The sequence below is a fragment of the Caecibacteroides pullorum genome, from assembly GCF_019239235.1.
Taxonomy (GTDB): Bacteria; Bacteroidota; Bacteroidia; order Bacteroidales; family Bacteroidaceae; genus Bacteroides; species Bacteroides pullorum.
The window spans coordinates 133,296-160,227 of record NZ_JAAZTS010000001.1; the positions used below are offsets into that span (position 1 = coordinate 133,296).

Genomic DNA, 26,932 nt, shown 5'->3' on the forward strand with positions numbered 1-26,932 from the left:
CGTGTGTGTTTAGTACAAGAAACCGAACAGCCACAACGGGATCTGGTTGTCACGTCCGATTTCCATCTTGTGCATAGCATACACCATGTTAGGATTATTTTTTATTTTGATCCCTTCCGGACAAATCTTGAAAGCTTTGTCCTTATCTACCATGAATGAGACGTTTTTATCTCCTCGATTCACCTTGTGGTCTTTCCACAGGGTGTTGACGAAGAACGTGTCAAGCACATCCTGCTCTTCAACCTTGACCGGGTAGATGGAATACATCAGATTTGAATTGTGCATCATGATTTTGGCCGGCTTCTTGGGGAATTCTTCTCCTACAGGATAGACCATGTTGATGAGGCGGGCGTCAGCCAGGTATTTGATGTAGTTCATTACCGTGGCGCGCGAAGTCTCTATATCGTTGGCCAGTTGGCTTACGTTGGGTGCTTTAGGCCCGTCTACTGCCAAGAGATACAACAGCTTTTTTATTTTCGACAAGTATTTCAGTTCGATTTGCTTGATGAGCAGGATGTCCACTTCTACCATCATGTTCATGGTCTTGAGCAGATTTTCGGAAAAATTACGCTTTTCGAGGAAGAAGGGGTAGAATCCATGGTGCATGTAATCCTGAAAATAGTCCAACGGATGTACTTTGGCCAGTATACCCTTGGCTATCTGTTCGTGGTTGTTCAGGATTTCGTCCAGCGTGTAGGAGTGGAATTTCATGCCTGTCTGAAGGTTCAGGAATTCGCGGAAAGAGAAGCCACGCAGGTTGTAACTTTTTACGATGTCGCGCAGTTCGAGGTTTTCTTCTTTCAGGCGCATGACCGACGAACCAGTGAAGACAATCTTCAGGTTGGGGAAACGGTCGTAGCACATGCGCAACTCCTTACTCCAGTTAGGAAACTTGAATACCTGGTCAATCAGGAGCACTTTGCCGCCGCGGCGTTGGAATTCGTAAGCAAATTCTACGATGCCGTGGCCGGAAAAGTAGAAATTGTTCATGTTGATAAAGAGGCAGGAGCGGTCGGTCCCGAATTTTTCCTTGGCATATTGAAGCAGAAAAGTCGTTTTACCTACACCACGCGTTCCTTTAATGCCTATGAGACGGTCGTTCCAGTCAATCTCGTCCATGAGGTCGCGACGAACCGGAGCGTTTGTGTGCTCCACAAGATAGGCGTGTGTGCGGTAGAATGCTTCCATATCATTAAACTCTTATCGGCCACAAAGATATAGCTTTTTTATAGAATTGCAAAGTAGACATTGCAAAAATTGCGTAAGTTTGTACCCGAAAATGAAAAAAGTATGAAGCTGCATGTTTTTAATCCAGATACGGATTTGGCTTTGGCCTGCAATGGGAAGCATTATCTGGCACCCGAACAGGTACGTGGGATGACACGCGATCTGGCGTTGCTTCCTTTATGGTATGCGAGGGCGGGAGAAAAGGTATGGATTCCCGATGGGAAAGCAATGCTTTACGCATCGCAAATGTGCCTTTTGTTCAATCTGCAGGTAGAGGTTGTGACGGGTGCTGATGTGATGCGGATGGAAGAGGTGGAAATGTCGCCTTGGGGATGGAATCCTGCTATTCGTCATTTCTTTCTGAAGAATGGTGTTGCTGCCGGCCGTTTGCCTTCTGCTGATGAGATAGAAACCTATCGGACGTTGGCGTCCAGACAAACTTCCGCGGCTTTGTTGGGTAAGTTGCCTGCCGATGGGGCGTATTGTGGTGAGGCGGAAGTTTTCAAAACGCTGGACGCTTGTCGGACGTATGTCGAGGCGCATCAGGGTGGAGTGGTGTTCAAGGCTCCATGGTCCAGTAGCGGAAAGGGGTTGTGTTGGTGCAGAAATGGATTTTCTGCCGTGGAGGGATGGTGCGGACGTGTCTTGAAGGAACAAGGGGCATTAATAGCTTCTCCTATATATAGTAAGGTAGATGATTTTGCGATGGAGTTTGTGATTGACGCTTGTGGAAAGGTCGTTTTTGAAGGCTATTCTTTGTTCTTGACCGATGGACGAGGCCGTTACTTGGGGAATCGGGTCCTTTCATCTGCCCTTTTTGAAGCATATATGTCACGCTATGTTTCTGTTGGGGTATTGGATAGTTTGTGCACACGTGTAGCTCTGCTGTTAGAGGAATATGCTGAAGCAGGCTATCGAGGCCCTTTGGGAGTAGACATGATGGTGTGTAAAGAGGAGGACGGCTTTCGTCTTCATCCGATGGTGGAAGTCAACCTGCGTATGAATATGGGGATTGTGGCACTTCGTCTGGCAGAGCGTGTACTGGCTCCTGGCTTGAGCGGTTTGTTTCATATCGAACATTACCCTGCACCTGGCGCCTTGTACGAAGCTTATGCTGAACGAATGAGGAAATCGGCTCCTGTTATAGAAGGCGGACGACTGGTACGTGGCTGCCTTCCTTTGGTGCCCGTTACGTCTGAAAGCCGTTGCCTGGCACTGCTCGAGGTGGATTAATATCGACTGGCAGGAGCCGAAGGCTCACTTTCGTTGCCATATCTGTCTATGGCCGTTACGACAAAATGGCGACGCGTTGTCCAAGGCAGGATCGGAGCATAGATATATTCCGTTTCACGTATGCCTGTAGCTACGATGTTTGCAGGGTTTTGTGTGTCGACAGGCAGTTCGTCTGAGGCATAAACTACATAAGTAGGTGTGTTTTGCTTGTCGTTGTCGGTTGACGCTTTCCAATGCAGGCGCGTGTATCCTTCAGAGATTTGTTCGGCTTTCAGCTCGGATGGAGCTGAAGGGGCGATGCTGTCTGCCCATGTCATAGGAGGTTGCAGGGCAGGGTAGGCGTAGAAATCGTTTTGAAGTATGTCATACAAGTTTTGGGTATTGTCTGTCACGAATTTCACCCGATAGTGCGCTTCGCCTGCCAGGTGATGGTTACGTATGAAGTTGATTTGCCGTTGTATTTCGTCCAGGCTCCAGTCGCCTTCGCTGGGGTGGAGGAAGTAGACGCCAAGGCCGGGCACTACGTGGCGGCCATTGCTTTGCTCCTGCCAGTCGAGGGCGAACGGATAGAAAGCGTTGCCGCGGAAGTACATCATGGGGTAAATCTGATCCAGAATACCTTCGCCCAGCCATCCTTGTACATCCTGGTAGACAACATGGAAGGCATTCCATCCTTTGGATGAGTAGCGGCTGGTATCACGATACTTTCCTACAGGGCAGGTGCTGACTTTGACCCAAAGTTTCAGTTGTTTTACACCTTTATATATGTAGCGCAAAATTTCCGTGATGTTGTCCCTGCGCCATTGGTCGAGGCTACGTCCGTTGCCGTACTTTCGATAATCATAGCTGTCAGGGAAACGGAAGGCACGTTCGGGATAGCGCAGGTAGTCGAAATGTACACCATCCACGTCATATCTTTCCACGACTTCTTTGACCAGGCTCATCAGGTATTCTTTCGTTTTAGGATTGCCTGGGTTGAGAAAATACTCGCGTTTATAGGGTACGCAGATTTTGGGTTGTCGGCGGGTAACAGATTGTTTGCCCAGTGAGGCTACATGTTTGCGTCCTCCCAGTGGAATGGTCACCATCCAGGCATGACATTCCATGCCCCTCTTGTGGCACTCTTCTACGGCAAAAGCCAGTGGATCGTAACCTGGGTCCTTGCCACTTTTGCCTGTCAAAATGGAATTATAGGGTTCTATGTCCGATTTGTAGAGGACATCGCCACGTGTACGTGCTTGAAACAACACGGTATTGAAGTTGGCTTCTTTCAGTTTGTCCAAGATCTCTACCAGTTCTTCCTTCTGCTTTTGTATGCCGGCTGGGGTTGTCGCTTTGGTGCGTGGCCAGTCGAGGCCATATACTGCAGTTATCCATGCTGCGCGTACTTCGTACTTGGGAGCAGGTTGTGCGGATAAATTGAACAGTATCAGGAAACTGAAAACAATCAGCAGGTATATGCAGTTTATATTTATCATGCGGAAATTGCTTATTCTTATTTTTTGTCGGCGAAATTACAAAAACTGTTGCTAAATAGTGCAAGATAAATAGAAAACAATTACTTTTGCTTCCAAAAAATAATAAAAGAAACTACTATGATTACTTTTACAATTGCTTTGTTGGCATTGGTTGCCGGCTATTTCCTCTACGGACGCTTGGCGGAACGCATCTTCGGTCCGGACGATCGTCCAACTCCTGCGCTGACACAAGCAGACGGAGTTGATTATATACCTTTGCCAACTTGGAAAGTCTTTATGATACAGTTTCTCAACATTGCTGGCGTGGGGCCTATCTTTGGTGCTATTATGGGAGCAATGTTTGGCACAGCTTCCTATTTGTGGATTGTGCTGGGCAGTATTTTTGCAGGAGCCGTTCATGATTACCTGGCTGGTATGCTTTCGTTACGTAACGGAGGCGAAAGCTTGCCCGAACTCATTGGTCGTTATTTGGGTTTGACTACCAAGCAAGTCATGCGTGCGTTTACTGTGTTGCTGATGATGTTGGTGGGGGCTGTCTTTGTGGCTTCTCCTGCAGGACTGTTGGCTAAGTTGACGCCCGAATCCCTCGATATGACTTTCTGGATTGTAGTTATATTCATTTATTATGTCCTTGCTACCATGTTGCCGGTAGATAAGATAATCGGCAAGATTTACCCTGTTTTTGCTGTGGCTCTTATTTTCATGGCAGTAGGGATTTTGGTGATGCTTTATGTACATTTTCCAGCCTTGCCTGAGGTCTGGGATGGAATGCAAAATACGCACCCCAAGGCTGAAACGACTCCAATTTTCCCGATGATGTTCATTACCATTGCCTGTGGAGCCATTTCGGGTTTCCATGCTACACAAAGTCCCTTGATGGCACGCTGTATGACGAGCGAACGTCATGGGCGCCCCATCTTCTATGGAGCTATGATCACCGAGGGTATTGTCGCTTTGGTATGGGCAACGGTTGCCACTTATTTTTTCCATGAGAATGGTATGGGTATCAGTGATGCCTCCATCGTTGTATTCGATATCAGCAAAGATTGGTTGGGCGAAATCGGTGGTGTATTGGCTATTTTGGGTGTTGTTGCTGCTCCCATTACCAGTGGTGATACGGCTTTCCGCTCAGCTCGCCTTATTGTAGCCGATTTTCTGAAGTTAGAGCAGAAATCCATACGGAGTCGTTTGTACATATGTATTCCCATGTTCGTTGTTGCCACCGCTTTGCTGATCTATAGTTTGCGCGATGCTGATGGTTTCCAGATCATCTGGCGTTATTTCGCGTGGGCCAATCAGACCTTATCTGTCTTTACTTTGTGGGCCGTTACTGTTTGGCTGGTGCGTGAACGTGCTCGTTTTCGTTTCTGTATCACCCTGTTGCCGGCTCTGTTTATGACGGCAGTCTGTACCTCCTACATCTGTGTAGCTCCTGAAGGTTTGAATTTGGGGCTTCAGAATGCGGGGCTGATTGCAATGGGAGTTGCAATTGTAGCTTTTGTATGGTTCAATATCTGGAAGGCTAAATATGAAAAGCTGAGAAGGGAGGGGAGAGCATGAAAAAGATGAAGAAATCGTCTGCCTTGAGTTTGGCATTGCTGATTTATATATCGGCAACAGCTGCATATTTTTTGCCTCGCAATTCAGAGATTAGTGTGGCCGAAAAATATGTAACTGTGTTTGCTTCTTATGTCATTGTGCTGTTGCTATGGCTTGTGTTGCGTCATAAAGAACATAGAAAAGAAAGAAACGGATAACTTTTTCTTTTATCAGTCATCAAAAGTCTCACTTTTTTGGTTTATATTTGCATTAAAGACATTATTTAAACTAAAGTGATAGGTATATGAAAAAACTGATGTTCATTTTCAGCCTCTTGTTGGTCACAGTTGTGGCTCAGGCACAATTCGAGAAAGGAAAATGGTTTGTTAATCCGTCTGTGACAGGGCTGAATCTGTCTTATAATACCCAAACGGAAAAAGCTCATTTTGGTATTGAAGCCAATGGAGGTGCTTTCCTGGTAGACAATCTGGCTTTGTTGTTGCGTGCTGGTGCCCAATGGCAAGGTGGAGGCTCTGATGATTATATTCTGGGTGTAGGCGGACGTTACTACTTTGATGCGATAGGTGTGTTCTTGGGTGCTAATGTCAACTTGAACCATCATGTTTGGGAACATGACAAGCGCACGTTGGTAGGTTTTGGAACTGAGGCAGGTTATGCCTTTTTCCTTTCAAAGACAGTGACTATTGAACCTGCCGTTTATTGGGATATTAATAAAGATCGTTCTGAGTTTGGATTGAAAGTCGGTTTCGGATTCTATTTCTGATAAAAATATTCTGTTATGATAGGAGAAGAGAGCGTTCCGCTGGAAGTGCTCTCTTTTTTTGTGGGTAATAATAATCCTAAAAAGGGGTTATCTCCTTTGATATTCCGTTTTTTATTCCGTTATTTGCTGCAGATTTCAGAAAAGGGGGTGCCTTGTGCGAACGCAATGGCTGAGATTATACCCAATGAACCTGATACGGATCATGCCGGCGGAGGGATTTTTTTGAGTGTTTATTTCTGTTTTTTTCATCACAGCGTCTGTGCGGATGCTCCTTTTCTGTTGTTTATGATATAGTTTAATATGAAAGGAGCTTATGTTTCAAGTACAATTCATTACTCATTTTACCGATACCATTGGCTATGCCGAGTCAGCCCGCATTGCCCTTGAAGGTGGATGCCGTTGGATTCAGTTGCGTATGAAGGATGCCTCGGACGAGGAGGTAGAGACCGTGGCGCGACAAGTTCAGGCTATGTGCCATGATTTTGGAGCTTATTTTGTGCTGGACGATCGTGTAGAGCTGGTGAAGCGTCTTCATGCGGATGGTGTCCATTTAGGTAAGCTTGATATGCCCGTCGACGAGGCACGAGCCTATCTGGGACCTGAGTTTATCATTGGCGGCACAGCAAATACCTTTGATGACATACAGCGTCTTCATCGTGCAGGGGCCGACTATATCGGATGTGGTCCTTTTCGCTATACGACAACTAAGAAGAATCTGGCACCTATCCTTGGTTTGGAAGGGTATCGCAGGCTCCTGTCGCAGATGGAGGAACATGAAATCAACCTGCCCATCGTAGGTATTGGCGGTATCGGGGCAGACAATATAGCCGATCTGAAAGCTACAGGTCTGAATGGCATCGCCTTGAGCGGTAGCATCCTGCGTGCTTCAGATCCAGTGGAAGAAATGAAACGAATCATAGAATTAACCCAAAAATAACAGTATAAACTTATGGAAGACAACATTAAAATAACCTATCCCGATTCGGAGAAAGTCTATTTGAAGGGCGAAATCCATCCCGACGTGCGGGTAGCTATGCGTCGTGTCAATCTGACTCCGACTGTCACCATCGAAGACGGCCGTCGGGTGACGCGTGAGAATGCTCCCGTTTATGTCTACGATACGAGTGGTGTCTACAGCGATCCTTCTGTAGAAGTGGATTTGCGTAAAGGTTTGCCGCGCCTGCGCGAAGCCTGGATACGTAGTCGTGATGTAGAAGTGCTGCCCGAAATCTCCTCGGAATATGGTCGTGAACGTCTGGCAGACAAGAGTCTTGATCATTTGCGTTTCGAACATATTTGCCTGCCCTATAGAGCGAAAAAAGGTTGTCAGGTGTCGCAGATGTACTATGCTAAGCAGGGTATCATTACCCCTGAAATGGAATATGTAGCCATCCGCGAGAATATGAACAATCGTGAATTGGGCATTGAATCATATATTACTCCCGAGTTTGTGCGCCAGGAGATTGCAGCCGGACGTGCTGTCTTGCCTGCCAATATCAACCATCCTGAGGCCGAGCCGATGATTATCGGTACACGTTTTCTGGTGAAGATCAATACCAATATTGGTAACTCTGCTACCACTTCGACCATTGAAGAAGAAGTGGAAAAGGCTATCTGGAGTTGCAAGTGGGGAGGGGACACGCTGATGGATCTTTCTACAGGAGAGAACATCCATGAAACGCGCGAATGGATTATCCGTAACTGCCCTGTTCCTGTGGGTACTGTGCCTATGTATCAGGCAATGGAGAAAGTAAAAGGTAAAGCAGAAGATCTGACGTGGGAACTTTTCCGCGATACGCTCATTGAACAGTGCGAGCAGGGCGTAGACTATTTTACCATCCATTGTGGCATCCGCCTGAAGAACATCCATTATGCCAACGAACGTCTTTGCGGCATGGTGAGTCGTGGAGGAAGTATCATTTCGCAATGGTGCAAGGTGCATCAGAAGGAAAGTTTCCTCTATGAGCACTTTGATGACATCTGCGACATCTGTGCACAGTACGACGTAGCCCTTTCGTTGGGCGATGGCCTCCGTCCGGGTGCCATCTACGATGCCAACGACCGCGCTCAGTTTGCCGAACTCGATACGATGGGCGAACTTGTGGAGCGTGCCTGGGCTAAGAATGTGCAGGCGTTTATCGAAGGTCCCGGCCACGTGCCCATGCACAAGATTCGTGAGAACATGGATCGCCAGATTGAGAAGTGTCACGAGGCGCCGTTCTATACGTTGGGTCCTATTGTTACTGACATTGCTCCTGGTTATGATCATATTACGAGCGCTATTGGAGCTGCTCAGATTGGTTGGTATGGCACGGCCATGCTTTGTTACGTTACGCCGAAAGAACACCTGGCTTTGCCGCAGAAGGAAGACGTTCGTGTAGGTGTGGTTACTTATAAGATTGCAGCCCATGCTGCCGATTTGGCCAAAGGACATCCGGGTGCCGAGGTGCGTGACAATGCGCTTAGCAAAGCCCGTTATGAGTTCCGTTGGAAAGACCAGTTCAACCTGAGCCTCGACCCTGAGCGTGCATTGCAATATTACAAGGAGGCCAATCACTTGAATGGCAAGTATTGTACCATGTGTGGTCCTCACTTCTGTGCCATGCGTATCAGTCAGCGCCTGACTGATTGTGACTATACAGAGCAGGAAACGGTGAAGGATAAGTAAACAAGATAAAATGATTATAACATTCTAATTTTAAGAACAAAATGATTGAAACAAAAGTATCACAAGGTATCATCAGTACCTATTTTGAGAAGTTGGAGAAGAACCTCGACCTCGATGTCGCTATTGTAGGCGGTGGCCCTTCGGGTATTGTGGCTGCTTACTATCTGGCCAAGGCCGGCCTGAAGGTAGCTCAGTTCGATCGCAAGCTGGCTCCCGGCGGTGGCATGTGGGGCGGTGCCATGATGTTCAACCAAATTGTCATCCAGGAAGAAGCGATGGACATCGTGCGCGAATTCGAAATCAACCATGCACCTTTTGCCGACGGACTCTATGTGATGGATTCCGTGGAGAGCACTTCGTCGTTGCTCTATCACGCCGTACATGCAGGTGCCACTATCTTCAACTGCTACTCGGTGGAAGATGTCATCTTCAAGAACAACCAGGTGAGCGGTGTGGTAGTTAACTGGACCCCTGTCCTTCGTGAAGGTTTGCATGTCGACCCGCTGAACATCCTGGCAAAGGTTGTTATCGACGGTACTGGCCACGATAGTGAGATAGCCGCTACCGTTGCCCGCAAGAACGGTATCCGTCTGGCTACAGAGACCGGTGCGGTTATCGGCGAGCGTTCGCTGGATGTTGTGTCAGGTGAGGAAGAAGTGGTGAACGGTACGAAAGAAATCTATCCCGGTCTTTACGTTTGCGGTATGGCCGCATCAGCTGTATCGGGTACTCCTCGTATGGGTCCCATCTTCGGCGGCATGTTGATGTCCGGTAAGAAGGTGGCTGATGAAATCATTGCCCGCTTGAAGAAATAACCTGTTTTTTCAAGATATAGAATAAGGCACGGATGATGCGATTGGCATTATTCGTGCCTTATCTTTTTCAGACTTTCTCCAGTAGGGAAAGTACGGCTTTTATATTCGGGTTGTCTAGCTGTTTTTTTGCTTCTTGTATGAGTTGCTCTTCCGCTTTCTTTTCATCCTTTCTGATCAGATTTTTTAAATAGATCAATGCTGTAATCGAGAAAAACATTATATAGATCAGAACCCATGAGTCTCCACCGACATCGTTGCGTAGTAGGTGGATAGCAGTTCTTCCGTCAGTTTGGTAAATCAGCGATAGAATCTTGTACATAGCTGGAAATGTGAAAACTCCTACCATAACCGAAAGTGGATCGATCAATTTTTGTGTGTATATTTTCTTTTTGTTCATCAGGAAGCAAAGCTCGTTGATTAGGTGTTGCTCCCTCTTGTTCTTTTGTTTTCTTGTATTCATAAGTCGATTCAATCTTCGTTTGATAATATATTCTCCCATAGGGTATAGTCGTTTATTTTCTCCTTGAATTTGAAGATGATCATAGTCCAGTCGTTATCCATAATCAAACGCTCGTTTCCTTCATCTTCAAATACCATGTTCAGCTCATCTGCAATAATTTTCTTACCGGATATGGTGTAGTTACTGAAGGTCTTCTGGGTTATTTCGTATGTGTTGTAACTCAGAAATAATAGCTTCTTGTCATTGATAAACACCAAGAAGGCGCCTCCTTCATCATCGCTGGCCGCATAACATTTTCCGCCATATTTCCCTTGCGGGTTTATTCTTTTGACTCTTTTGTCGGGTTTATAGATTTGGCCTTTGTATTTGAGGCTCTCTTTTTCGAAGAATATGCGTTCGTCAGTGATTGTACTTCCTTCCATAAGATAAGCAAATCCGTTTGCTTTTTGATAACTGGCCGCTAATACTATTCTGCCGTAGCACATGTATAAGTCATCATGTTCGTTGACTTTCCATAAGGGTATTTCCGAAATGAGAATTTTCTCGTTGTCAAACAGTTGTATGGCAGTCAAAGTTTCTCCGTCAACTCGGGTGTAGACAACGTCTGTTTCATCATTTTGGCATCCGGCGGCTAAGGCGAGAATCATAAGGACTGTGGTAATGTTCAATAATCTTTTCATCATTCTGTTGTTTTTTTATTCTGTTTTTACTTTTATTTCGATGAATCAGCTTTATCGGCTTGGATTAAAAGTCTTGGGGTAAGGTGTATTCAGCATGATGTACGTGTTGTATTGGTAATAGATGCACCTTCCTTTCAATCTGTTGTTTAACTTTCGTATAGTTCTGTTCTTAAATTGGAGGATTGAAAAATGATGGCGCATTTCTCGGGTGATATCCACAATGTCATTGTTTGTTAACTTGGCTATTACGAAATAGTCGTATTCCTTTTGGTTGGCATAATAGGTGTGTATATAGATGCCATGCTCGATTTTTTGAATAATTCCTTTCATTATTTTCTGTATATTTACTTTAGTTTCTTTTGTTTGTGCAAAGATATTGGTAGCTTGCACACGAAAATGATGCAGTCTTTCGCTATTTTTGCGCACAGAAAGTAAGATTGAACGACACTCGATTATGAAAAACCGGATAAATATATGGTTGGTAAGCCTGTTGTTGCGTCGCAAACGCATCAAGCTGGCAGAGATACAGGATGCCTGGCAGGAGTATAGTGGAGAGTACGGCATGGAATTGCATCGCAATACCTTTATGAAATATAAGCGGATGGCCGAAGATATGTTCGATATTAATATCGAATGCGATCGTCGTACAAACGAATATTATATTGATTCACCCGAAATGCTTAATCGTTCGGCATTGAATCAGTGGCTTATCCAAACAGCTTCTTCTTCTGACGTGATTGCACGGCGTAAGAAGTTGGTCGGCCGGATTGTATTGGAAACCACTTTTGGCGGTGAGGAACATCTGGACGCTATTACTGAAGCGATGATGAAGAACAAGTGTGTGAGCATCGTGTATCATTCCTATTGGGGAGAAGCCGCTACCTTTACCGTGGAACCTTATTTCATCAAGTTTTTCAAGCAACGCTGGTATCTGATAGGGTTCTGCCGGGAACGTGAAGGGGTACGGGTCTATTCATTCGACCGTATGGACAATGCCGAGCTGACTACCGAAAGTTTCAGGATGTCTCCCGAACATACGCCGCAGGTGATGTTCAACGATACATACGGTATCATCAACGACGATACCCGGGTGGAAAATGTTGTCTTGAAATTCAACTTGAAACAAGGTAACTACATCCGTACCCGTCCTCTCCATCATAGCCAGGAACTGGTATTGCAGGACGAGGATTCGATGACTTTCCGGTTGAGGCTCAAGCCTACCCTCGATTTTGTGCAGGAACTGCTTTCCTACGGTTTCACCTTGCAGGTGCTGGCGCCGGAATCCCTGGTTCAGGAGATGCGCAGAACGGTGAATGAACTGTGTGCGCTGTACCGGCAGGAGGGTACGGATGTAGAAAGCTGATAAAAAGCATAAAAGCGGATTTTGCCCATAATAATATTCATGAAAAGAGCGTCATATTGAACAAAAAATGTATATTTGCAGAGCATCGGCTGGAGAAATGGCCGGTGGAGTATGTGAAAGCGTTTTTTGCTTTATCCTAAAATCGAAATCGCCAAATTTTAGTAGAGGGATAGAGACAATATGGCGCTCATACGTTTTGTATATGTATGCCTGTACAGCCTGTGCTGTATGGTAACCTTTACATACCGGAACGGCGTGAGTATTGTTTCTTTATTCATTTCTACGGGGCGTTTGGCGATGCCTGATTTTGATGAGTGGAGTAGGCAATGGACTCACGCTTTTTTAGTTGTATATTATTAAAAATGAATATTTTTGATATGGATAGACAAGAATTTTTAAAGCGAAGAAAAATTTTAGCTCAAGATGCAGATTTGTTATTTTCTAAAATAGAGAAAAATTCACAAGAAGAGGGAAGAGTTATAAATGTATTAAATAATGCTTCTGTTCTATTAGATGATATTGAAAAGGACTTTGAAAAAAGAACTTCTTTTGATAAAACAGATGTTTATGTTTTATTCCTTTCTACAGCACTTCAATTGTTAAGAATATATGTCCTTCCAAAATTTCAAAAGAAGTTTGAAGATGGAAATAGAGTGACTCATAATGATCCTAAAATAAAAAAGGAATTGGCTGAAAAAGCAGATGATTATGTCACTAGGAAAAAGGCAAATGGGTGGACTGTTAAGAAGGGGAAATATCCTACATGGGAAGATATTGTAAGAGGAAATACTGGGGTAGGTTATGATAAGACAAAGGGTGCAAAAGATTTTGGGATAAAAATGCATGGAGGCCTTCATAGGGTAAAAGCTTTAGGTCATGATCCCATTTTAGGTTGGATCTATGGAGTTGCAAATATTTTAACTAATACAATAACGATTGCCCCTGAGTATCTTTTAGGAGAAAAAGAACATAGATATATGTCCTTATTAAGTGTGAAATCTTATCAAATAGTCACAGGAAGAAGAGGAAAACGGATAGAAACTTTTTGGGGACATCCTATATCTACTTATTTCTCTTTTTCAAAGGAATCAGTATTTTATAATGCTTTTGAAAGTTTGCGTGAAGATAAAAAAAGGCTTCTTGCTGCTGTTTTTGCACAAGGAAACCATTTATATTCGGATAAATATACTCCTGAAGGTTTACCAGTTCCGTTCTTAAGTTTAATAGATACTGATAAGGCTTTTGAAATTTACAAGAAGGGATATGATTGGCTTGATTTTAAGTATGATGTTCAAATGACAATGACATCCGCATCTATAGCGGTTATGTTAAATAATATAATAGAGTTGATTCATTTGTATTTTTATAATCCAAATAAGGAATCTGATTTTAAACTGTATACGGTTAAATCGCATAAAATTGTCTTGTATTCCAATCTTTTGGCTACAAGCTCTGATGTGATTCAAACAGCCATTCGATCTTGTTTGAATGATACAAATGCTCTTAAAACTTTTGATTTAGGTGGATTTCTTGTTACTTTGTATAGATTGATAAAAGATGTTCACTTTATAAGAAAAGTAAAAGAAGAATTTATATTAAGGGAATGGGAAAACGTAATATTTAATGTTAATCAAATATTATAAATTATGGTAGATAAAATTTTGGTAGTATTACAACAGGTTATACCTGTAATAGAAAAAAGTGCTGTTCAAATTGTGAAAAAAATTTCTGAACATTTCGTTCAACATGGTGGTAAATATATAGCAGGAGCTGGAGGAGCAGTAGTTGCTGGAGGACTTGCATATTCTAAAGGAAGGGATAAAGGTAAGAAAGAAGGGATGGGAAAACAGGCTGGGATTGATGCTAGAAAAATTCAACAATTAAAAGATAATCAAGATAAGGAGCGTGAGGACTGGAAAAGGCAAAAGAAAGGTTATGATGATTTGCTTGATGACATAGAAAAAAATATTTAATGTCTATGGTTAAGGCTACTCTATTTTATATGCCATCTTGCTTATTAGGAATATTTACTGAATATTCCTGATTGGAACCTGCTCCTGTTCGAAACGGTTTTTATCAATTGAATATTTTTACACCAATAGTAATAAATTGATAACTTGCATCTATTTTATTGTAGGTACAACTTCAACGACAGACCGTTTTATTGTACCTGCAATTCTAATCCTTCAAATTTTAATCTATTCATTGCAATTTAGCTATTTATTCACTTTTAAATTACTAAATCTTCGTGATATACAGAATTTTTCAAAACCTTTTTATATCTATTCAACGAAAAAAATCTAAACTTGGGCTAGATATAATCTGATAACTCTCCATCAAGACAGTAATCACCGTCCTCATCCTCATAATATTCAATCCACTCATTGTGGAGATTATTGCTAAGCTCGCTGACGAGATCATATGTTATTCTACTACGGTCATAGTAGTCTCGAATATCATTCTCGTCAATATCTACTTCATCACCATTATACAACACTGCATAAGTGTTAGTATATCTAACAGGATGGACATCAGAACACCAATGATCTGATTGACATTCCTCGAACCAGATACTTCTGGTTACATACTTAACTTTACCTCTCATACGGGTTTATAGTTTATTGTTTTGATTAGTACTATTGCTAAATCGTGATGCGAAAGTAATGAAAAAAATGAAGAACTCAACACACAATATGAAGAATCTCTTCAAAAGGCTTTTAGGCGTGAAACTTGGATATCATGCTTCGCTTTCACAGAACAGTTTCGTGAGAAACAGAACTTTTTACGGTGAAGTTTCATCGCAATCTGTTGGATGACAGTGATTTGCTGTGAAAGATGCTTTCTGTCGGTGAATTCTTTGCTTTCACCGTAAATCAATGTAATAGAACGGATTAGGACGATGTGAAAGCGTGAAGGATTTTTGGGGAAACTTAGAATAAATAGGGGGGAGGGACGTTTTTACTGGTTTGAAGTGGGAGAAGGGTATTCGCACCAAGTCCTTCTTTAGCTTCGTAAAGTCCCTCTTTAGCTCCCTAAAGTGGCACTTTACGCGGCTGAAGTTGCTGATTGTGACTTGGAATGTATATAACAAACGGGGGGGATTGAGTCTTTTAATCTTCCCCGTTTGCGTTGAATGGTTAGAATTTATAGGTAGCACCTACAGCAAAGATGCCGTATGAATTTGGATATCCTTTGTCTTTGTCTTTGATGTTCGCACTGATTAAGCCAAATTGGGTTCCGATACCCCAACTTTCGGTCAGGAAGTAAGTGGCTCCAACGTATGTTGCCATTGCCGGTACTATTTTAGAGCCTCCAACAGAAGACCATTTGACATGATCGAGGTCGTTGTAATTGTATCGGGTGGTTATGTCTGTATATTGTGTTTCTCTATGATCGTTGACGCTTGCGCTCTGAAAACCATCTGTATTTTGATAGTTGCCGACGAGATAGGTCATGTAACCGACGCCGGTTCCGATTTTCAAATATGTGTCAAGCTGCGGTATGGGGCTGTAGTGGAAAGAGATGGTCACCAGAGCATTCACATCTTCTCTGGTAATATCGGCATCGGCTGTACCTATTCCTTCACGGGATACTTTCTTGGTTTCATTTATCCTGTCCCATTTCTTGGTGCTGAAGTTGTAGACTTTACCAAAAGTGGTGCGAGTATATTTGTAGTCATACTCTCCTATTACCTTGTTTTGATACTTTCCTCCGTAGGTGTTATTTACAGCAAATCCGAAGCCTATTGTCACTTTATCGGCAATACGCCCGATGCCCCATTCCATTCCGAAATGTTGGTCGAATGTGCCTCGTGATTTATCGGCATAAGCTACTGTACCCACTCCAATGGCTAAATCCATTTTTCTGTCGCCTTTGTCAAAGGCGTCCTGTGCGTGTACGCTGAAGGCTATCAAGCCCATTGCGCCTAAAAGTAAGAACTTCTTCATTTGTAACTAATTTATGATTAATATTAGAGAGTAATCGATTTACTTGATAAAATAAAAATGATTAACTAGGTATGAGTCTTATTAATTAGCTTTCTGTATTATTGGTTTTGATATTATAACTTGATATCTATCCGAACTTTTGATTTGATTTTTTACAAAAATAGAAAATAAATGTTTACGATATTTTATTTTTATATAAATTAACGCGTGAAAATGGGATGAATGGAGATGACTATTCTATTTATAAAACAAGATGTGACTTTGTGAAAAAATCGAGCGAGCTTGTTTTTCTACTTTCTACTTTCGCTATCTTTGTTACTGTTTGATAATAGAGAAGGAAAGCAATCAATGACTGAACGTAAAATCATACATATCGATATGGATGCTTTCTATGCATCCGTGGAGCAGCGCGACCATCCTGAACTACGCGGTAAGCCCATTGCGGTGGGGCATGCCGAGGAGCGGGGTGTGGTGGCTGCTGCCAGTTATGAGGCGCGTCGCTATGGAGTACGTTCGGCCATGTCGTCGCAAAAAGCCAAACGGCTCTGTCCGTCGCTTATCTTTATTCCCGGCCGTATGGAGGTGTACAAGGAGGTGTCGCGCCAGATACATGAGATTTTCCATGAATATACGGATGTCATCGAGCCGATCTCGCTCGATGAGGCTTTTCTCGATGTTACTGACAATAAGCCTGGCATCCCGTTGGCGGTGGACATTGCCCGTGAAATCAAGCGGAAGATACGCAGCGAACTGAACCTCGTGGCTTCGGCGGGCGTGTCCTACAACAAGTTTCTGGCGAAGATTGCTTCGGATTATCGCAAGCCGGACGGGCTTTGTACCATCCATCCCGACCAGGCACTCGACTTCATTGCCCGTCTGCCCATCGAGAGCTTTTGGGGGGTGGGACCTGTTACGGCCAAACGGATGCATCTGCTGGGTATACACAACGGTGCCCAGTTGCGCGCCCGTTCGTTGGAGATGCTGACTAGAGAGTTTGGCAAGGTAGGGGCGGTGTATTATGACTTTGCACGCGGCATCGACTTGCGGCCTGTCGAGGCGGTGCGTGTACGTAAGTCCATCGGGTGTGAGCATACGCTGGAGAAGGATATCAACCGCACCTCGTCGGTCATCATCGAGCTGTATCATGTGGCAGTAGAGCTGGTGGAGCGCCTGAAGCGGAAAGACTTTCGCGGCAACACGCTGACCTTGAAAATCAAGTTTCACGACTTCCGCCAGATTACCCGCAGCATCACGCAAGGACAGGAACTGACGGAGTTGTCCGTCATTTTGCCTCTCGCCAAGCAGTTGCTTCGTGAGGTGGATTATGAGGAACATCCCATCCGGCTCATAGGCTTGTCTGTGTCCAATCCGCGCGATGCGGAAGCCGATCGTCACGGAGTGTGGGAACAGCTCAGCTTTGAGTTCAGCGACTGGGAATAAGGACGTTAGCCTGATTTTGTAACAAATGACAGAAAAAATGTATGAATGTTGGGCTATATATGATAAATAGTATTATTTTTGTGGGCATAAGGTGAAATCCCGACAGGGATGGACAATTATTGAAACCTGTAAAACGAATTACCATGAAAAACACTATCTTCTTGCTACTTACACTCCTGTCTTTGCTGGCTGCGTGTCAGAATAGCATTCAAGCAGAATTGGATGAGGAGAACGAAAACTTTTCGGAGGCTACATTGAGGGTACAGACACGTGCGGGAGGAACTTCTTCTCTCACTTATCCTGTTTATATTTATGCTTTTTCGGACAACGGTGCGTATGCGGCTTCTACAGAGATGCGTTCTGAAGAGGACAGTGCGATGGAGCTTTGCCTTGCAGCGGGAAATTATACGATAGTGGCTTTGTGTGGCGTGGATGGCTATTCGTTTTCTGATCGGCCGGATATGGAGGATGTTGTGACATTTTCAGGTCAGCAGATGGCTGAAGAAGCCCTGATGTGCGGCATGGCCAAGGTACGTGTAGATGGAGATGCTTCGACCAGCATCACGCTGACGGCAGCCGTGAGCCGTTTGGAAATCGAACTGCATGCCATTCCCGATGATACAAAAGCAGTGCATGTCACTGTCGGGCCTGTGTATGCTTCGCTTGCCATGGACGGCACTTACGGTGGGAGCACCTCGTTGACGACTGCTTGTAGCGATGCGGGTAGAGGGGTGTGGACATCTCCTGTCTTGTATGTTTTTCCTTCGGCCGATCGTGCCAGGGTGTCGCTTTCCATTGCCTTGACCGATAGCAAAGGGACTGTTTCTACCTATGGTTATACCTTGTCTGAACCGCTGGTTGCCAATACTCCTTATGAACTGGAAGGGACTTTCTCTGCAGGCTTCAATCTGTCGGGCGAGATTACGGCTGAAGATTGGAAGGATGTGCGCAACATTCGTTTTGACTTCGGCAGCACGACAGGCGGCGGTAATGAGGGTAGCGGTGAGGGTGATACTGAAATCAGTGGAACGGATGTTCCTGCCGCCGGTACATTGTGGGAAGGTCACTTGGTAGCGCTTTCTACTCCCGACGACAATGGCGGCGCTACTTTGCTTTTGTTGAGTACGAAAGAATGGACGGATGTTCCTTCTGCTTTGAATACGGAAAATCCAAGCGAGGCAGCCGGCCTTGTCAATGCCTATACGGAAGGCAGTCTTAGCGGATGGCGCTTTCCGACGGCCGATGAGGCGAAGGCTATGCGAAATACTATCGGTGGAACTCACTTGTCGCAGACTAACAAGTTGCTGTCTGATAAAGGATTGGATATTTTAGAGACTGGCTATGAACCGGGTACAAAGGATACGCCTGTCCGCTATCTTTGTGAAGATGGTGAGAAAACGTATGTCTGGGGTGATGGTACTATTTCTAAGGCCGGTTCTTCACGTACTTATCGCTTGCGGGCGGTTAAAGAAGTCACGTTTCGCAAGCAGTGAAAGATAAGTTTGAGACAGAATGATCATTGTTATATTGGAAAAATAAAAAGATATGGGTTGTTTGATGAACGTTTTGTGGTTGCTGTTCGGAGGAATTCTGACGGCAATCGAATATGTGGTAGCCAGTCTGCTGTTGATGGTGACCATTGTGGGTATTCCTTTCGGCATACAGACGCTGAAGATGGCTTCGTTGGCCTTGTGGCCTTTCGGCAAGGAAGTGCGTAGCGGTAGCCGTTCGGACGGTTGTCTGTACATACTGATGAATGTGGTGTGGATTTTGCTGGGCGGTATCTGGATCTGCTTCTCACATCTGATTTTCGGAGCCATCCTTTGTATTACCATTATAGGTATACCTTTCGGCCTGCAGCACTTCAAGCTGGCAGCCGTGGCGTTGATGCCTTTTGGCAAAGATATTGTGGAGGCTTGAAGGGATAGGAAGTATTAAAAAGACAAAAGAGAGTGCATCCACTGAGGATGCGCTCTCTTTCTTTTCATATTGTTTAAAGGGTTGTTTACTAAGTCAAGCTTGCTGTGCAAGCAGTTTCTGAAGTTTGCCATTCAAGGCTTGGCACATGGCACCGTTTCCCATTGCTTGATAGCGTTTGATACGGTACTGTAACATCATGATTTCATTTACGTTTTTTTTCATAATCGTCTTGGTTTTGTGCCTTCCGCGTTTCGGAAAGCGGTTTGTACATCTTTTCTTGTTTTCTCTTCTAATAACACTGCAAAGATACGAATTGTTCACAAAAAATATGTTCTATAACATAAAAATCTTGTTGTTTCTTCCTGAATTTGCGTCAAAACACTCCGTTTTGCCATCTGGATATTACAAAAATATGACTATCTTTGCGTGGAAATCCTTTTGAAAAGTGATATGAAAACTCTATTCGATAAGCTGGTGGTGTTGCTGTGCAGTCCCTATCCTGAGTTGAGGGCGCGTTGGAAAACGGTGGTGTTGCCTTCGCTGCTGGTGTTCTTCATTCTTTATGTTCTCCAGCCTTTCGGAATCTCGCGGATGGAAGGGAACAAGCTGCTTGTATTGGCGGGCTATGCGGTAGTGTCGTCGGCCATGCTGGCGGTGGCGGTTTACGTGTTTCCGGCCCTGTTTCCTGCGTGGTATCGGGAAGAACGGTGGACGGTGGGCAAGGAGATACTTTCCACGCTGCTGCTGTGCGTGCTGATTACGTTGGGCAACTGGTGCTATACGGCAGGGGTATTCGGCTTGGAGCTGAACTTGCGCCTGCTGGCCGTCTGCCTGTTGTGGATGGTGGTGATCGGGCCCTTTCCCATTGTGCTGTTCGTGATGTGGAACCGTAACCTGCAACTGAGCCACAACTTGCAGGAGGCGGTGGCGATGAACGCCCGTCTGGCAGAAAGGGTACAGGCGGAAGCAGTATCGGAACCTCGGTCGGCGGCAGCCCGTGGGGAAGTCCTGCTGGAAGGAGGGACGAGGGAGAGTCTGGCACTCGACCCCGCCCGGCTGCTCTATGCCGAGTCGGAAGGTAACTATGTACGGCTGCGCTACCTGGACGCCGGTAGCGGCAAGACCGCGGTGAAGCTGCTGCGCCTGACGCTGAAGCAGGCGGAGGATGCGTTTTTGGATTACTCGTATATAATAAGGTGTCACCGCGCCTATCTCGTTAACCTGCATCGAGTGGCGCAGGTGTCAGGTAATGCGCAGGGCTATCGGCTCCATCTGGAGGGGTGTGGGACGGAAATACCCGTTTCGCGGAGCTATGCCGTCCGTGTAAAAAGAGCTTTGGAGGGCAGCGAGTAAGCTTGCCGTTTGTCCCAGACCTTTGTTATTCATCCCTTGTGGATGCAGTTGGTCACATATCCGGGTTATCTGTCCCGGATATTTTTTTGTCTGTCTACTTGCTTGTAATTTCGCTTTCGGTAAACGAAAAGAAAAGCAAAACAATGAAACGGTTATTCCTTATTCTGATGGTATTGACTGGAGCAGTCGCCCCGGATGCCGACGCGCAGATTGCCGTGACCGACACCATCTGCCTGACCTTGGACGGCGTGACGATGACGGACAGCGTGGGGCTGGATGAAGTGGTGGTGAAGCGTCGGCGCACGCCGGCGGCCAATAGCCGGTGGAGCGACCTGCATCCCGTGGAACTGGTTACGGTAGGCGGAGCGAACGGTGACCTCTACCGAGCACTCCAGACCCTGCCGGGCACGCAGGTGCAGGGTGAGACGGGCCGCCTGCTGGTGCGCGGAGGCGACGACCGAGAGACGCAGACCTACATCGACGGTATGCACGTACTGGTACCCTACACTTCGGTGGGTATCGGCGCCTCGGCCCGTAGCCGTTACTCCACCTTCCTGTTCAGCGGGGTAAACTTGGCTTCGGGCGGCGCACCACTGGAGTATGGTGGGGCACTCTCGGCCGTTCTGCCGTTGGAGACGAAGGATTATAGCACGGTGGATAAGCTTGGGCTGAATGCTTCCATTGTAGGGGCGGGCGGGGGAGGAACGCGCACGTTCGGCAAAGGATCGGCTTCCGTAGATCTGAACTATCAGAACATGGCGTTGCACAATCGGATTTACCCCGGTCGGAAGGACTTCGGCCGTCCCTATCAGCTGCTGTCGGGAGCCACGCAGCTGCGCTTTACACCCGATGCATTGACCGTGGCCAAGTTGTATGCCCAGTACGATCGGACGGACTTCGCCACTTACGAGGGTGACGACCGCCGACTGTTTGGCCTTGGCGAGAACAACGCCTATTTGAACGCCACGCTGCGGCGCACGTCCGGTGCCGGTTGGGAGTGGTTTGCGGGTGCGGCCTGGTCGTACAACCGCCAGATGGTGGACAATGCTGCCGCCGAGGGGGACGCCTGGCTGCAACGCCAGCAAGAACTCCATCTGAAGGCCAAGTTGGGCCGGCGCTTGTCCCCGCTTTTCCGCTTGGACGGCGGAGTGGAGGCGTTTGTCCGCAGTTATGCCATGAGCTACCGTTTTCCGGCTTCCGTCGGTGAGGCGGAGGGGCACGTGTCGCCTTCGCTGGGTGCTGTCTTCCTGTCTGCTGCCTGTTTCCCGCTGGAGCGGCTCAAGGTGGAGGGCTCCGTGCGGGCCGAATATCACGGGCTGAGCGGAGCGACGGAAGTGTCGCCACGACTGGCACTGAACTGGTTTCAGGGCGACGTCGTGCTGACAGCCGTGGCAGGGCGATACACTCAGCCGGCGGCAGACAGCCTGCTGCTGAAGCAGACGAGACTGAAGCCCGAAGTATGCTGGCAGTATAACGCGGGCGCACAGTACGGTCGGGGTGGTCGACTGGCCAAGGTGGAGGTCTATTACAAGAAGTACAGCCGCCTGCCCCTGTGGAAGGGCGCTAGAGAGGCGGCTTCGGTGCTGACTTCCGGCGGCTACGGCTACAGCAAGGGTATCGACCTCTTCCTGTCCGACCGCACGTCGCTCAGGAACTTGGAATACCGCCTGTCTTATACCTACAACCTGCCTCGCCGTCGGACAGGTCGCGACTCCGAGCTGACCGTCCCCCAATATGCCACGCGCCACAATGCCTCCGTCGTTGTCAAGTGGTCGCTTCCCCGCCTACGCACCGTCCTGAGCCTGACCGATCGCTTCAGCAGCGGGCGCCCGTGGCACAACCCCGAACGGCCCGGTCTGATGAACGACGAGGTAAAGCCCTACAACAGCCTCGACGTAGGGCTGACCTTCCTGCCATCGAAGAAGGTCATCGTCCACGCCTCGGCCACCAACATACTGGGTCGTCGCAACGAGTTCGGGTACGTGGACGGGCGGCCTGTGCTGGCTGCCGCCGACCGCTTCTTCTATATCGGCGTCTTCGTGACGCTGGGGCGCCATGCGGCCTACGACGTTTCTAACTTTTAGTCCGCTGAGGTACCTCATCAGCCTTTCCGAGACCTTTGCTGCCGAAGGTGGCGCCAGAGATCGAAACTTGTCTTTATTTACGAATTTAAAAATACAAAACGTATGAAAAACTTGATTTTACTTGTATTGCTGGCCCTCCAAGGCCTTGCCAGTGCGCTCCATGCGCAAACGCTGACCCTCCGTGTGAACGATATCCAGAAACCGAAGGGGCAACTCTACGTTGCCTTCTATGTCTCCGAGGCCGATTTCTTGAAGAAACCCTTGACGGGCTTCCGCGTGGCGGTGACCGACACCATGCTCGTCATCCCTTGCCGCGGACTTCCGGCGGGCGAGTACGCCTTTTCACTCTTCCTGGACACGAATGGTAACGGACAACTGGATACGGCGGCTTTCGGCATTCCGACAGAAAAATACGCTTTCAGCAACGATGCCGAAGGGGTGATGGGTCCTCCGGCCTACGAAAAGTGTCGCTTCCGCTTTCAGAATGATACGACTATGGTTGTTCGGCTGCGGTAAGCCCGCGCGGCACGGGGTAGGGGTAGAGAGGAGAAAGTCGCCAGAAGCTGGTGAAAGTAGACGGTAAATAGCTGATGAATATCGGCAATTTTTTGATTCGTTTTGTCAGTACATTCGGGAGTTGCGAGTTGGTAGAATGGAAAACTTATTGTACATTTGTCAGCATAACAACCTCTCATTTATGAAATATATCGTCTACATCTTCAGCCTGGTCTGGCTGACATGCTTGTTTGCCTCGTGCAGTAGCAAACATGCCCATTTTATCAGTGATTCAACCTATCGTGCCCGTGTGGAGCAGGACTTCCAGCAGAAGCAGGTCGTCATGTCCAAGGGTAACTTGTTCGCCATCTTCGATACTGATCTGACGCTCTACGAGCGCGAGGCGCTGGAGTTTCTCTACGCCTACATGCCGCTGGCCGACATCACGGACTACTCCGGCGGTTTCCACCTGATGAATGTACAGGCGGCCCACCGTGCTTCCGAAGAGATGCCTTGGGGGCGGATGGTTTCCGAAGAGCTGTTCCGCCACTTTGTTCTCCCTGTGCGGGTGAACAACGAGCCTCTGGACAGTGCCCGCGTGGTGTTCTACGAAGAACTGAAGCCGCGCGTGCAACACCTCTCCATGCGTAATGCCATTCTGGAGGTGAACCATTGGTGCCACGAGAAGGCCGTCTACCAACCCAGTGACGCACGCACCAGTTCGCCGCTGGCCACAGTCCGCACCGCTTACGGACGCTGCGGCGAGGAGTCTACCTTCCTGGTGGCTGCCCTGCGCTCAGTGGGCATTCCCGCGCGCCAGGTCTATACTCCCCGTTGGGCACATACCGACGACAATCATGCCTGGGTGGAAGCCTGGGCTGACGGCAAATGGTACTTTCTCGGTGCCTGTGAGCCTGAGCCGGTGCTTAACTTGGGCTGGTTCAACGCGCCTGCCAGCCGCGGCATGCTGATGCACACCAAGGTCTTCGGCCGTTACGAAGGACCGGAAGAAGTGATGTCCGTCACACCCAACTATACCGAAATCAACGTTATCGACAACTATGCTCCCACTGCCCAAGCTACGGTGACCGTGACCGACGAGGCCGGACAGCCCGTCAGCGGAGCGTTGGTGGAGTTCAAGCTTTATAACTACGCCGAGTTCTATACCGTGGCCCGCAAGCAGACCGATGCATCGGGGCAGGCCTCGCTCACGGCCGGCAAAGGCGACATGCTGGTGTGGGCGTCGAAAAACGGACGCTTCGGTTTCCAGAAGCTTTCGTTTGGTAAGCAGGACGCCTTGACCGTGAAGCTCGACCGTCGCGATGGTGACCCGTTCGAATTGGATTTGGACATCGTTCCGCCCGTTGAGTCGGCCAATCTGCCCGCCGTTACGCTTGAACAGCGAGCAGAGAACGACCGTCGCATGGCCGCAGAAGACTCCATCCGCAACGCCTATGTGGCTACAATGATGACGCCCGAGGCAGCGCATGCCTGGGCTTCTTCCCAGAAGGGACTGAACGAAGCAGAGCAGCAGCGTGTGGCCGATTTTCTGGTGGCTTCGCGTGGTAATCATGCTGTCATCAAGGCCTTTGTTGCCTTTGCTTTGGAGCAGGGACAGGGCGGCCGGGCTGTCGAGCTGCTGGGCGCTGTGTCTGCCAAAGACTTGCGTGATGCCCGTTTACCCATTCTGAAAGACCATTTGCTGCATACGGCGGTTGTGCCTTGCGAGCAGAGCGTGTCGGCGTTGCTGAACCCGCGCATTGCGACAGAAGAACTGACAGCCTATAAGTCTTTCTTCCAGCAAGTCATTGATGAGCAGACAGCCGAAGACTATCTGTATCATCCGCAGAAGCTGGTGGACTGGTGCCGCGAGAATATCGCTCTGAACGATACCTTGAATTCACAACGTATTCCCATGTCGCCCGAAGGCGTATGGAACGCCCGCATGGCCGACACCTATTCGCGCGACATCTTCTTTGTGGCCGTGGCCCGCAGCTTGGGCATTCCCGCCTGGATTGACGAAGTGACCGGAGCTGTATGTTATTTGGACTTGGCCAATCATCCGAATCTGAAGAACGGAAAACTTTATCATGTGGACTTCAATATGGGCGCTACACAGACTGTATCGCCTTCGGGCAGTCTGGTGGCAAAGTTCCAGCCCACTAAGTTCATCGACGATCCTAAATACTACAGCCATTTCACCCTGTCACGTTGCGAGAACGGTGTACTTCGCCTGCAAAGCTATGATGAAAGCGGTGCTTCATGGAACACCTTACTGCGTACCCCCTTGCAGATGCCGGCCGGCTACTATGTGATGGTGAGCGGTACGCGTCTGGCCAGCGGTGGCGTGCTGGTGCACATGAGCGGCTTGAATGTAGAGGCGGACAAAACGGTGAATACAGCCTTGACAATGCGTGAAAGTAAGGACCAGATACAGGTGATAGGTAACTTCAATTCCGAATCGCTCTTTACGCCTATCGCTGACGGTGTCGTGGCCGATGATCCCATCAGCGTATTGACGGCATGTGGTCGTGGCTATTTCGTGGTTGGCGTCTTGGGTGTAGGGCAGGAGCCTACCAATCATGCTCTGAAGGACATTGCCAAACTGAACAAAGACTTGGAGAAGTGGGGGCGCAAGATGGTACTGCTCTTCCCCGATGCCGAGAAGTATGGCAAGTTCCGTCCGCAAGATTTCCCGGGCTTGCCGTCTACCATTGTCTACGGTATCGACAGCCACGGCATTGCTGCCCAGATTATAGAGAATATGAAGCTAAAGCATAAAGACACGCTGCCGGTGTTTGTGATAGCCGACACGTTCAACCGCGTGGTGTTCGTTTCGCAAGGCTATACTATCGGTCTGGGCGAACAGCTGATGCAGACAGTGAAGGGCCTGTAAGCGCTCTTCCTGACACAGTGCTTCGTTGGGTTCTGACACAGTGCTTCCTCACCTTCTCATGCAGTGCTTCGTGAGAGGATGAGGAAGCACTTCGTTAGACCCTCATCCAGTACTTCATGGAGGCCCCATGTCGTATGGTATGGAAATCTGCGTTGATATAAAGAGGAGGATACGAACCGTACGGGCATAAAAAAAGTCTGGTGTGCTTTCGCACGTCAGACTTTCAATTCTCTCTGTGTTGTTGTACTGAAATTATTCAGCTACAACAGCGCTGTCAGCTACTACAGTATCAGCTGCCTGAGCTGCTGCCTCAGCTGCGGCTGCTTCAACAGCTGCGATAGAGTCAGCGATACGGATAGAATCAGCTGCTGCTTGTTCAGCGTTAGCTGCTTTGTTACCACAAGATGCGAAAGATACTGCTACGATAGCTGCTGCCATCAAAACTAATTTTTTCATTTTCTTTTTACTTTAAAAAACGTAATACAATCAATTGCTTTATTAAAACGCCGCAAAGGTAGGGACTTTTTGGATATGTTGTTCTCGAAACCCC

Annotated in this window: 24 protein-coding genes and 1 riboswitch; of the genes, 17 read left to right on the top strand and 7 right to left on the bottom strand. The window is 47.3% G+C overall.

From position 1 onward, the window contains the following. Positions 1 to 9 precede the first annotated feature (9 nt). Complete coding sequence (locus tag HF894_RS00470) at positions 10 to 1,188, bottom strand: ATP-binding protein (RefSeq protein ID WP_075317655.1); 1,179 nt, start codon at positions 1,186 to 1,188, stop codon at positions 10 to 12. Positions 1,189 to 1,290: 102 nt separating this feature from the next. Between HF894_RS00470 and HF894_RS00475 the strand changes: the two genes are divergently transcribed. Further along, positions 1,291 to 2,460, top strand: a complete 1,170-nt coding sequence (locus HF894_RS00475; RefSeq protein WP_204970720.1) for a hypothetical protein — start codon at positions 1,291 to 1,293, stop codon at positions 2,458 to 2,460. On the opposite strand, the gene HF894_RS00480 is transcribed toward HF894_RS00475, so the two are convergent. Continuing rightward, complete coding sequence (locus HF894_RS00480; RefSeq protein WP_204970721.1) at positions 2,457 to 3,938, bottom strand: glycoside hydrolase family 10 protein; 1,482 nt, start codon at positions 3,936 to 3,938, stop codon at positions 2,457 to 2,459. The genes HF894_RS00475 and HF894_RS00480 overlap by 4 nt on opposite strands. A 117-nt stretch (positions 3,939 to 4,055) precedes the next feature. Here HF894_RS00480 and HF894_RS00485 point away from each other — a divergent pair, with 117 nt between their 5' ends. From HF894_RS00485 to HF894_RS00510, 6 genes are all read left to right on the top strand, one after another. Beyond that, a complete protein-coding gene (locus HF894_RS00485; RefSeq protein ID WP_204970722.1) occupies positions 4,056 to 5,498 on the top strand; it encodes a carbon starvation CstA family protein in 1,443 nt (480 codons plus the stop codon). Then, a complete protein-coding gene (locus tag HF894_RS00490; protein WP_021847076.1) occupies positions 5,495 to 5,695 on the top strand; it encodes a hypothetical protein in 201 nt (66 codons plus the stop codon). The genes HF894_RS00485 and HF894_RS00490 overlap by 4 nt, the downstream gene beginning before the upstream one ends. Positions 5,696 to 5,781: 86 nt before the next feature. Beyond that, positions 5,782 to 6,261 (top strand): hypothetical protein, encoded by a 480-nt coding sequence (locus HF894_RS00495; protein ID WP_021847077.1) that lies wholly within the window; start codon positions 5,782 to 5,784, stop codon positions 6,259 to 6,261. A gap of 133 nt (positions 6,262 to 6,394) precedes the next feature. Next, positions 6,395 to 6,495, top strand: a riboswitch (TPP riboswitch). A 79-nt stretch (positions 6,496 to 6,574) separates the two neighbouring features. After that, positions 6,575 to 7,198 (top strand): thiamine phosphate synthase, encoded by a 624-nt coding sequence (locus tag HF894_RS00500; RefSeq protein ID WP_204970723.1) that lies wholly within the window; start codon positions 6,575 to 6,577, stop codon positions 7,196 to 7,198. Between the two features lie 12 nt (positions 7,199 to 7,210). Further along, positions 7,211 to 8,929: a phosphomethylpyrimidine synthase ThiC gene (gene thiC, locus HF894_RS00505; RefSeq protein ID WP_021847080.1), complete on the top strand. Its 1,719-nt coding sequence runs from the start codon at positions 7,211 to 7,213 to the stop codon at positions 8,927 to 8,929. A 41-nt stretch (positions 8,930 to 8,970) separates the two neighbouring features. Then, positions 8,971 to 9,744 carry a sulfide-dependent adenosine diphosphate thiazole synthase gene (locus HF894_RS00510; RefSeq protein ID WP_075317650.1) on the top strand — a complete coding sequence of 258 codons (774 nt, stop codon included), beginning with the start codon at positions 8,971 to 8,973 and terminating at the stop codon, positions 9,742 to 9,744. A 67-nt stretch (positions 9,745 to 9,811) separates the two neighbouring features. Here HF894_RS00510 and HF894_RS00515 read toward each other — a convergent pair whose 3' ends face one another. Both HF894_RS00515 and HF894_RS00520 read right to left on the bottom strand, forming a co-directional pair. Then, on the bottom strand, positions 9,812 to 10,204 hold the full coding sequence (locus tag HF894_RS00515; protein ID WP_218417841.1) for a hypothetical protein: 393 nt from the start codon (positions 10,202 to 10,204) through the stop codon (positions 9,812 to 9,814). A gap of 8 nt (positions 10,205 to 10,212) precedes the next feature. Further along, entirely contained in the window at positions 10,213 to 10,887 is a 675-nt protein-coding gene (locus HF894_RS00520) for a hypothetical protein (RefSeq protein WP_204970725.1), read from the bottom strand. Between the two features lie 451 nt (positions 10,888 to 11,338). Here HF894_RS00520 and HF894_RS00525 point away from each other — a divergent pair, with 451 nt between their 5' ends. The 3 genes from HF894_RS00525 (at position 11,339) to HF894_RS00535 (ending at position 14,220) form a co-directional block, all read left to right on the top strand. After that, entirely contained in the window at positions 11,339 to 12,247 is a 909-nt protein-coding gene (locus HF894_RS00525; RefSeq protein WP_204970726.1) for a helix-turn-helix transcriptional regulator, read from the top strand. A gap of 377 nt (positions 12,248 to 12,624) precedes the next feature. Continuing rightward, positions 12,625 to 13,890 (top strand): hypothetical protein, encoded by a 1,266-nt coding sequence (locus HF894_RS00530; RefSeq protein WP_204970727.1) that lies wholly within the window; start codon positions 12,625 to 12,627, stop codon positions 13,888 to 13,890. A 3-nt stretch (positions 13,891 to 13,893) separates the two neighbouring features. After that, positions 13,894 to 14,220, top strand: a complete 327-nt coding sequence (locus tag HF894_RS00535; protein WP_204970728.1) for a hypothetical protein — start codon at positions 13,894 to 13,896, stop codon at positions 14,218 to 14,220. Between the two features lie 1,164 nt (positions 14,221 to 15,384). Here the strand turns inward: HF894_RS00535 and HF894_RS00540 are convergent. Beyond that, positions 15,385 to 16,194: a hypothetical protein gene (locus HF894_RS00540; protein WP_021847083.1), complete on the bottom strand. Its 810-nt coding sequence runs from the start codon at positions 16,192 to 16,194 to the stop codon at positions 15,385 to 15,387. Positions 16,195 to 16,542: 348 nt separating this feature from the next. On the opposite strand from HF894_RS00540, the gene dinB reads away from it, so the two are divergent. The 3 genes from dinB to HF894_RS00555 all read left to right on the top strand — a co-directional run bounded on the left by dinB (position 16,543) and on the right by HF894_RS00555 (position 19,554). Next, entirely contained in the window at positions 16,543 to 17,634 is a 1,092-nt protein-coding gene (gene dinB / locus HF894_RS00545; protein WP_204970729.1) for a DNA polymerase IV, read from the top strand. A gap of 143 nt (positions 17,635 to 17,777) precedes the next feature. Continuing rightward, the gene (locus tag HF894_RS00550) at positions 17,778 to 19,127 is read left to right on the top strand and encodes a FimB/Mfa2 family fimbrial subunit (RefSeq protein ID WP_204970730.1); all 1,350 of its coding nucleotides are present in this window, start codon (positions 17,778 to 17,780) and stop codon (positions 19,125 to 19,127) included. A 52-nt stretch (positions 19,128 to 19,179) separates the two neighbouring features. Further along, a complete protein-coding gene (locus tag HF894_RS00555) occupies positions 19,180 to 19,554 on the top strand; it encodes a YccF domain-containing protein (protein WP_204968646.1) in 375 nt (124 codons plus the stop codon). Between the two features lie 93 nt (positions 19,555 to 19,647). On the opposite strand, the gene HF894_RS15255 is transcribed toward HF894_RS00555, so the two are convergent. Continuing rightward, positions 19,648 to 19,776, bottom strand: a complete 129-nt coding sequence (locus HF894_RS15255) for a hypothetical protein (protein ID WP_021847087.1) — start codon at positions 19,774 to 19,776, stop codon at positions 19,648 to 19,650. Between the two features lie 228 nt (positions 19,777 to 20,004). Here HF894_RS15255 and HF894_RS00560 point away from each other — a divergent pair, with 228 nt between their 5' ends. From HF894_RS00560 to HF894_RS00575, 4 genes are all read left to right on the top strand, one after another. Then, positions 20,005 to 20,907 carry a LytTR family DNA-binding domain-containing protein gene (locus HF894_RS00560; RefSeq protein ID WP_204970731.1) on the top strand — a complete coding sequence of 301 codons (903 nt, stop codon included), beginning with the start codon at positions 20,005 to 20,007 and terminating at the stop codon, positions 20,905 to 20,907. Positions 20,908 to 21,050: 143 nt separating this feature from the next. Then, a complete protein-coding gene (locus tag HF894_RS00565) occupies positions 21,051 to 22,991 on the top strand; it encodes a TonB-dependent receptor plug domain-containing protein (protein WP_204970732.1) in 1,941 nt (646 codons plus the stop codon). A gap of 102 nt (positions 22,992 to 23,093) precedes the next feature. After that, on the top strand, positions 23,094 to 23,507 hold the full coding sequence (locus HF894_RS00570) for a DUF2141 domain-containing protein (RefSeq protein WP_204970733.1): 414 nt from the start codon (positions 23,094 to 23,096) through the stop codon (positions 23,505 to 23,507). A 181-nt stretch (positions 23,508 to 23,688) separates the two neighbouring features. Continuing rightward, the gene (locus HF894_RS00575; RefSeq protein ID WP_204970734.1) at positions 23,689 to 26,382 is read left to right on the top strand and encodes a transglutaminase domain-containing protein; all 2,694 of its coding nucleotides are present in this window, start codon (positions 23,689 to 23,691) and stop codon (positions 26,380 to 26,382) included. 252 nt (positions 26,383 to 26,634) lie between these two features. Here HF894_RS00575 and HF894_RS00580 read toward each other — a convergent pair whose 3' ends face one another. Beyond that, entirely contained in the window at positions 26,635 to 26,838 is a 204-nt protein-coding gene (locus HF894_RS00580) for a hypothetical protein (RefSeq protein ID WP_021847091.1), read from the bottom strand. Positions 26,839 to 26,932: the final 94 nt, after the last annotated feature.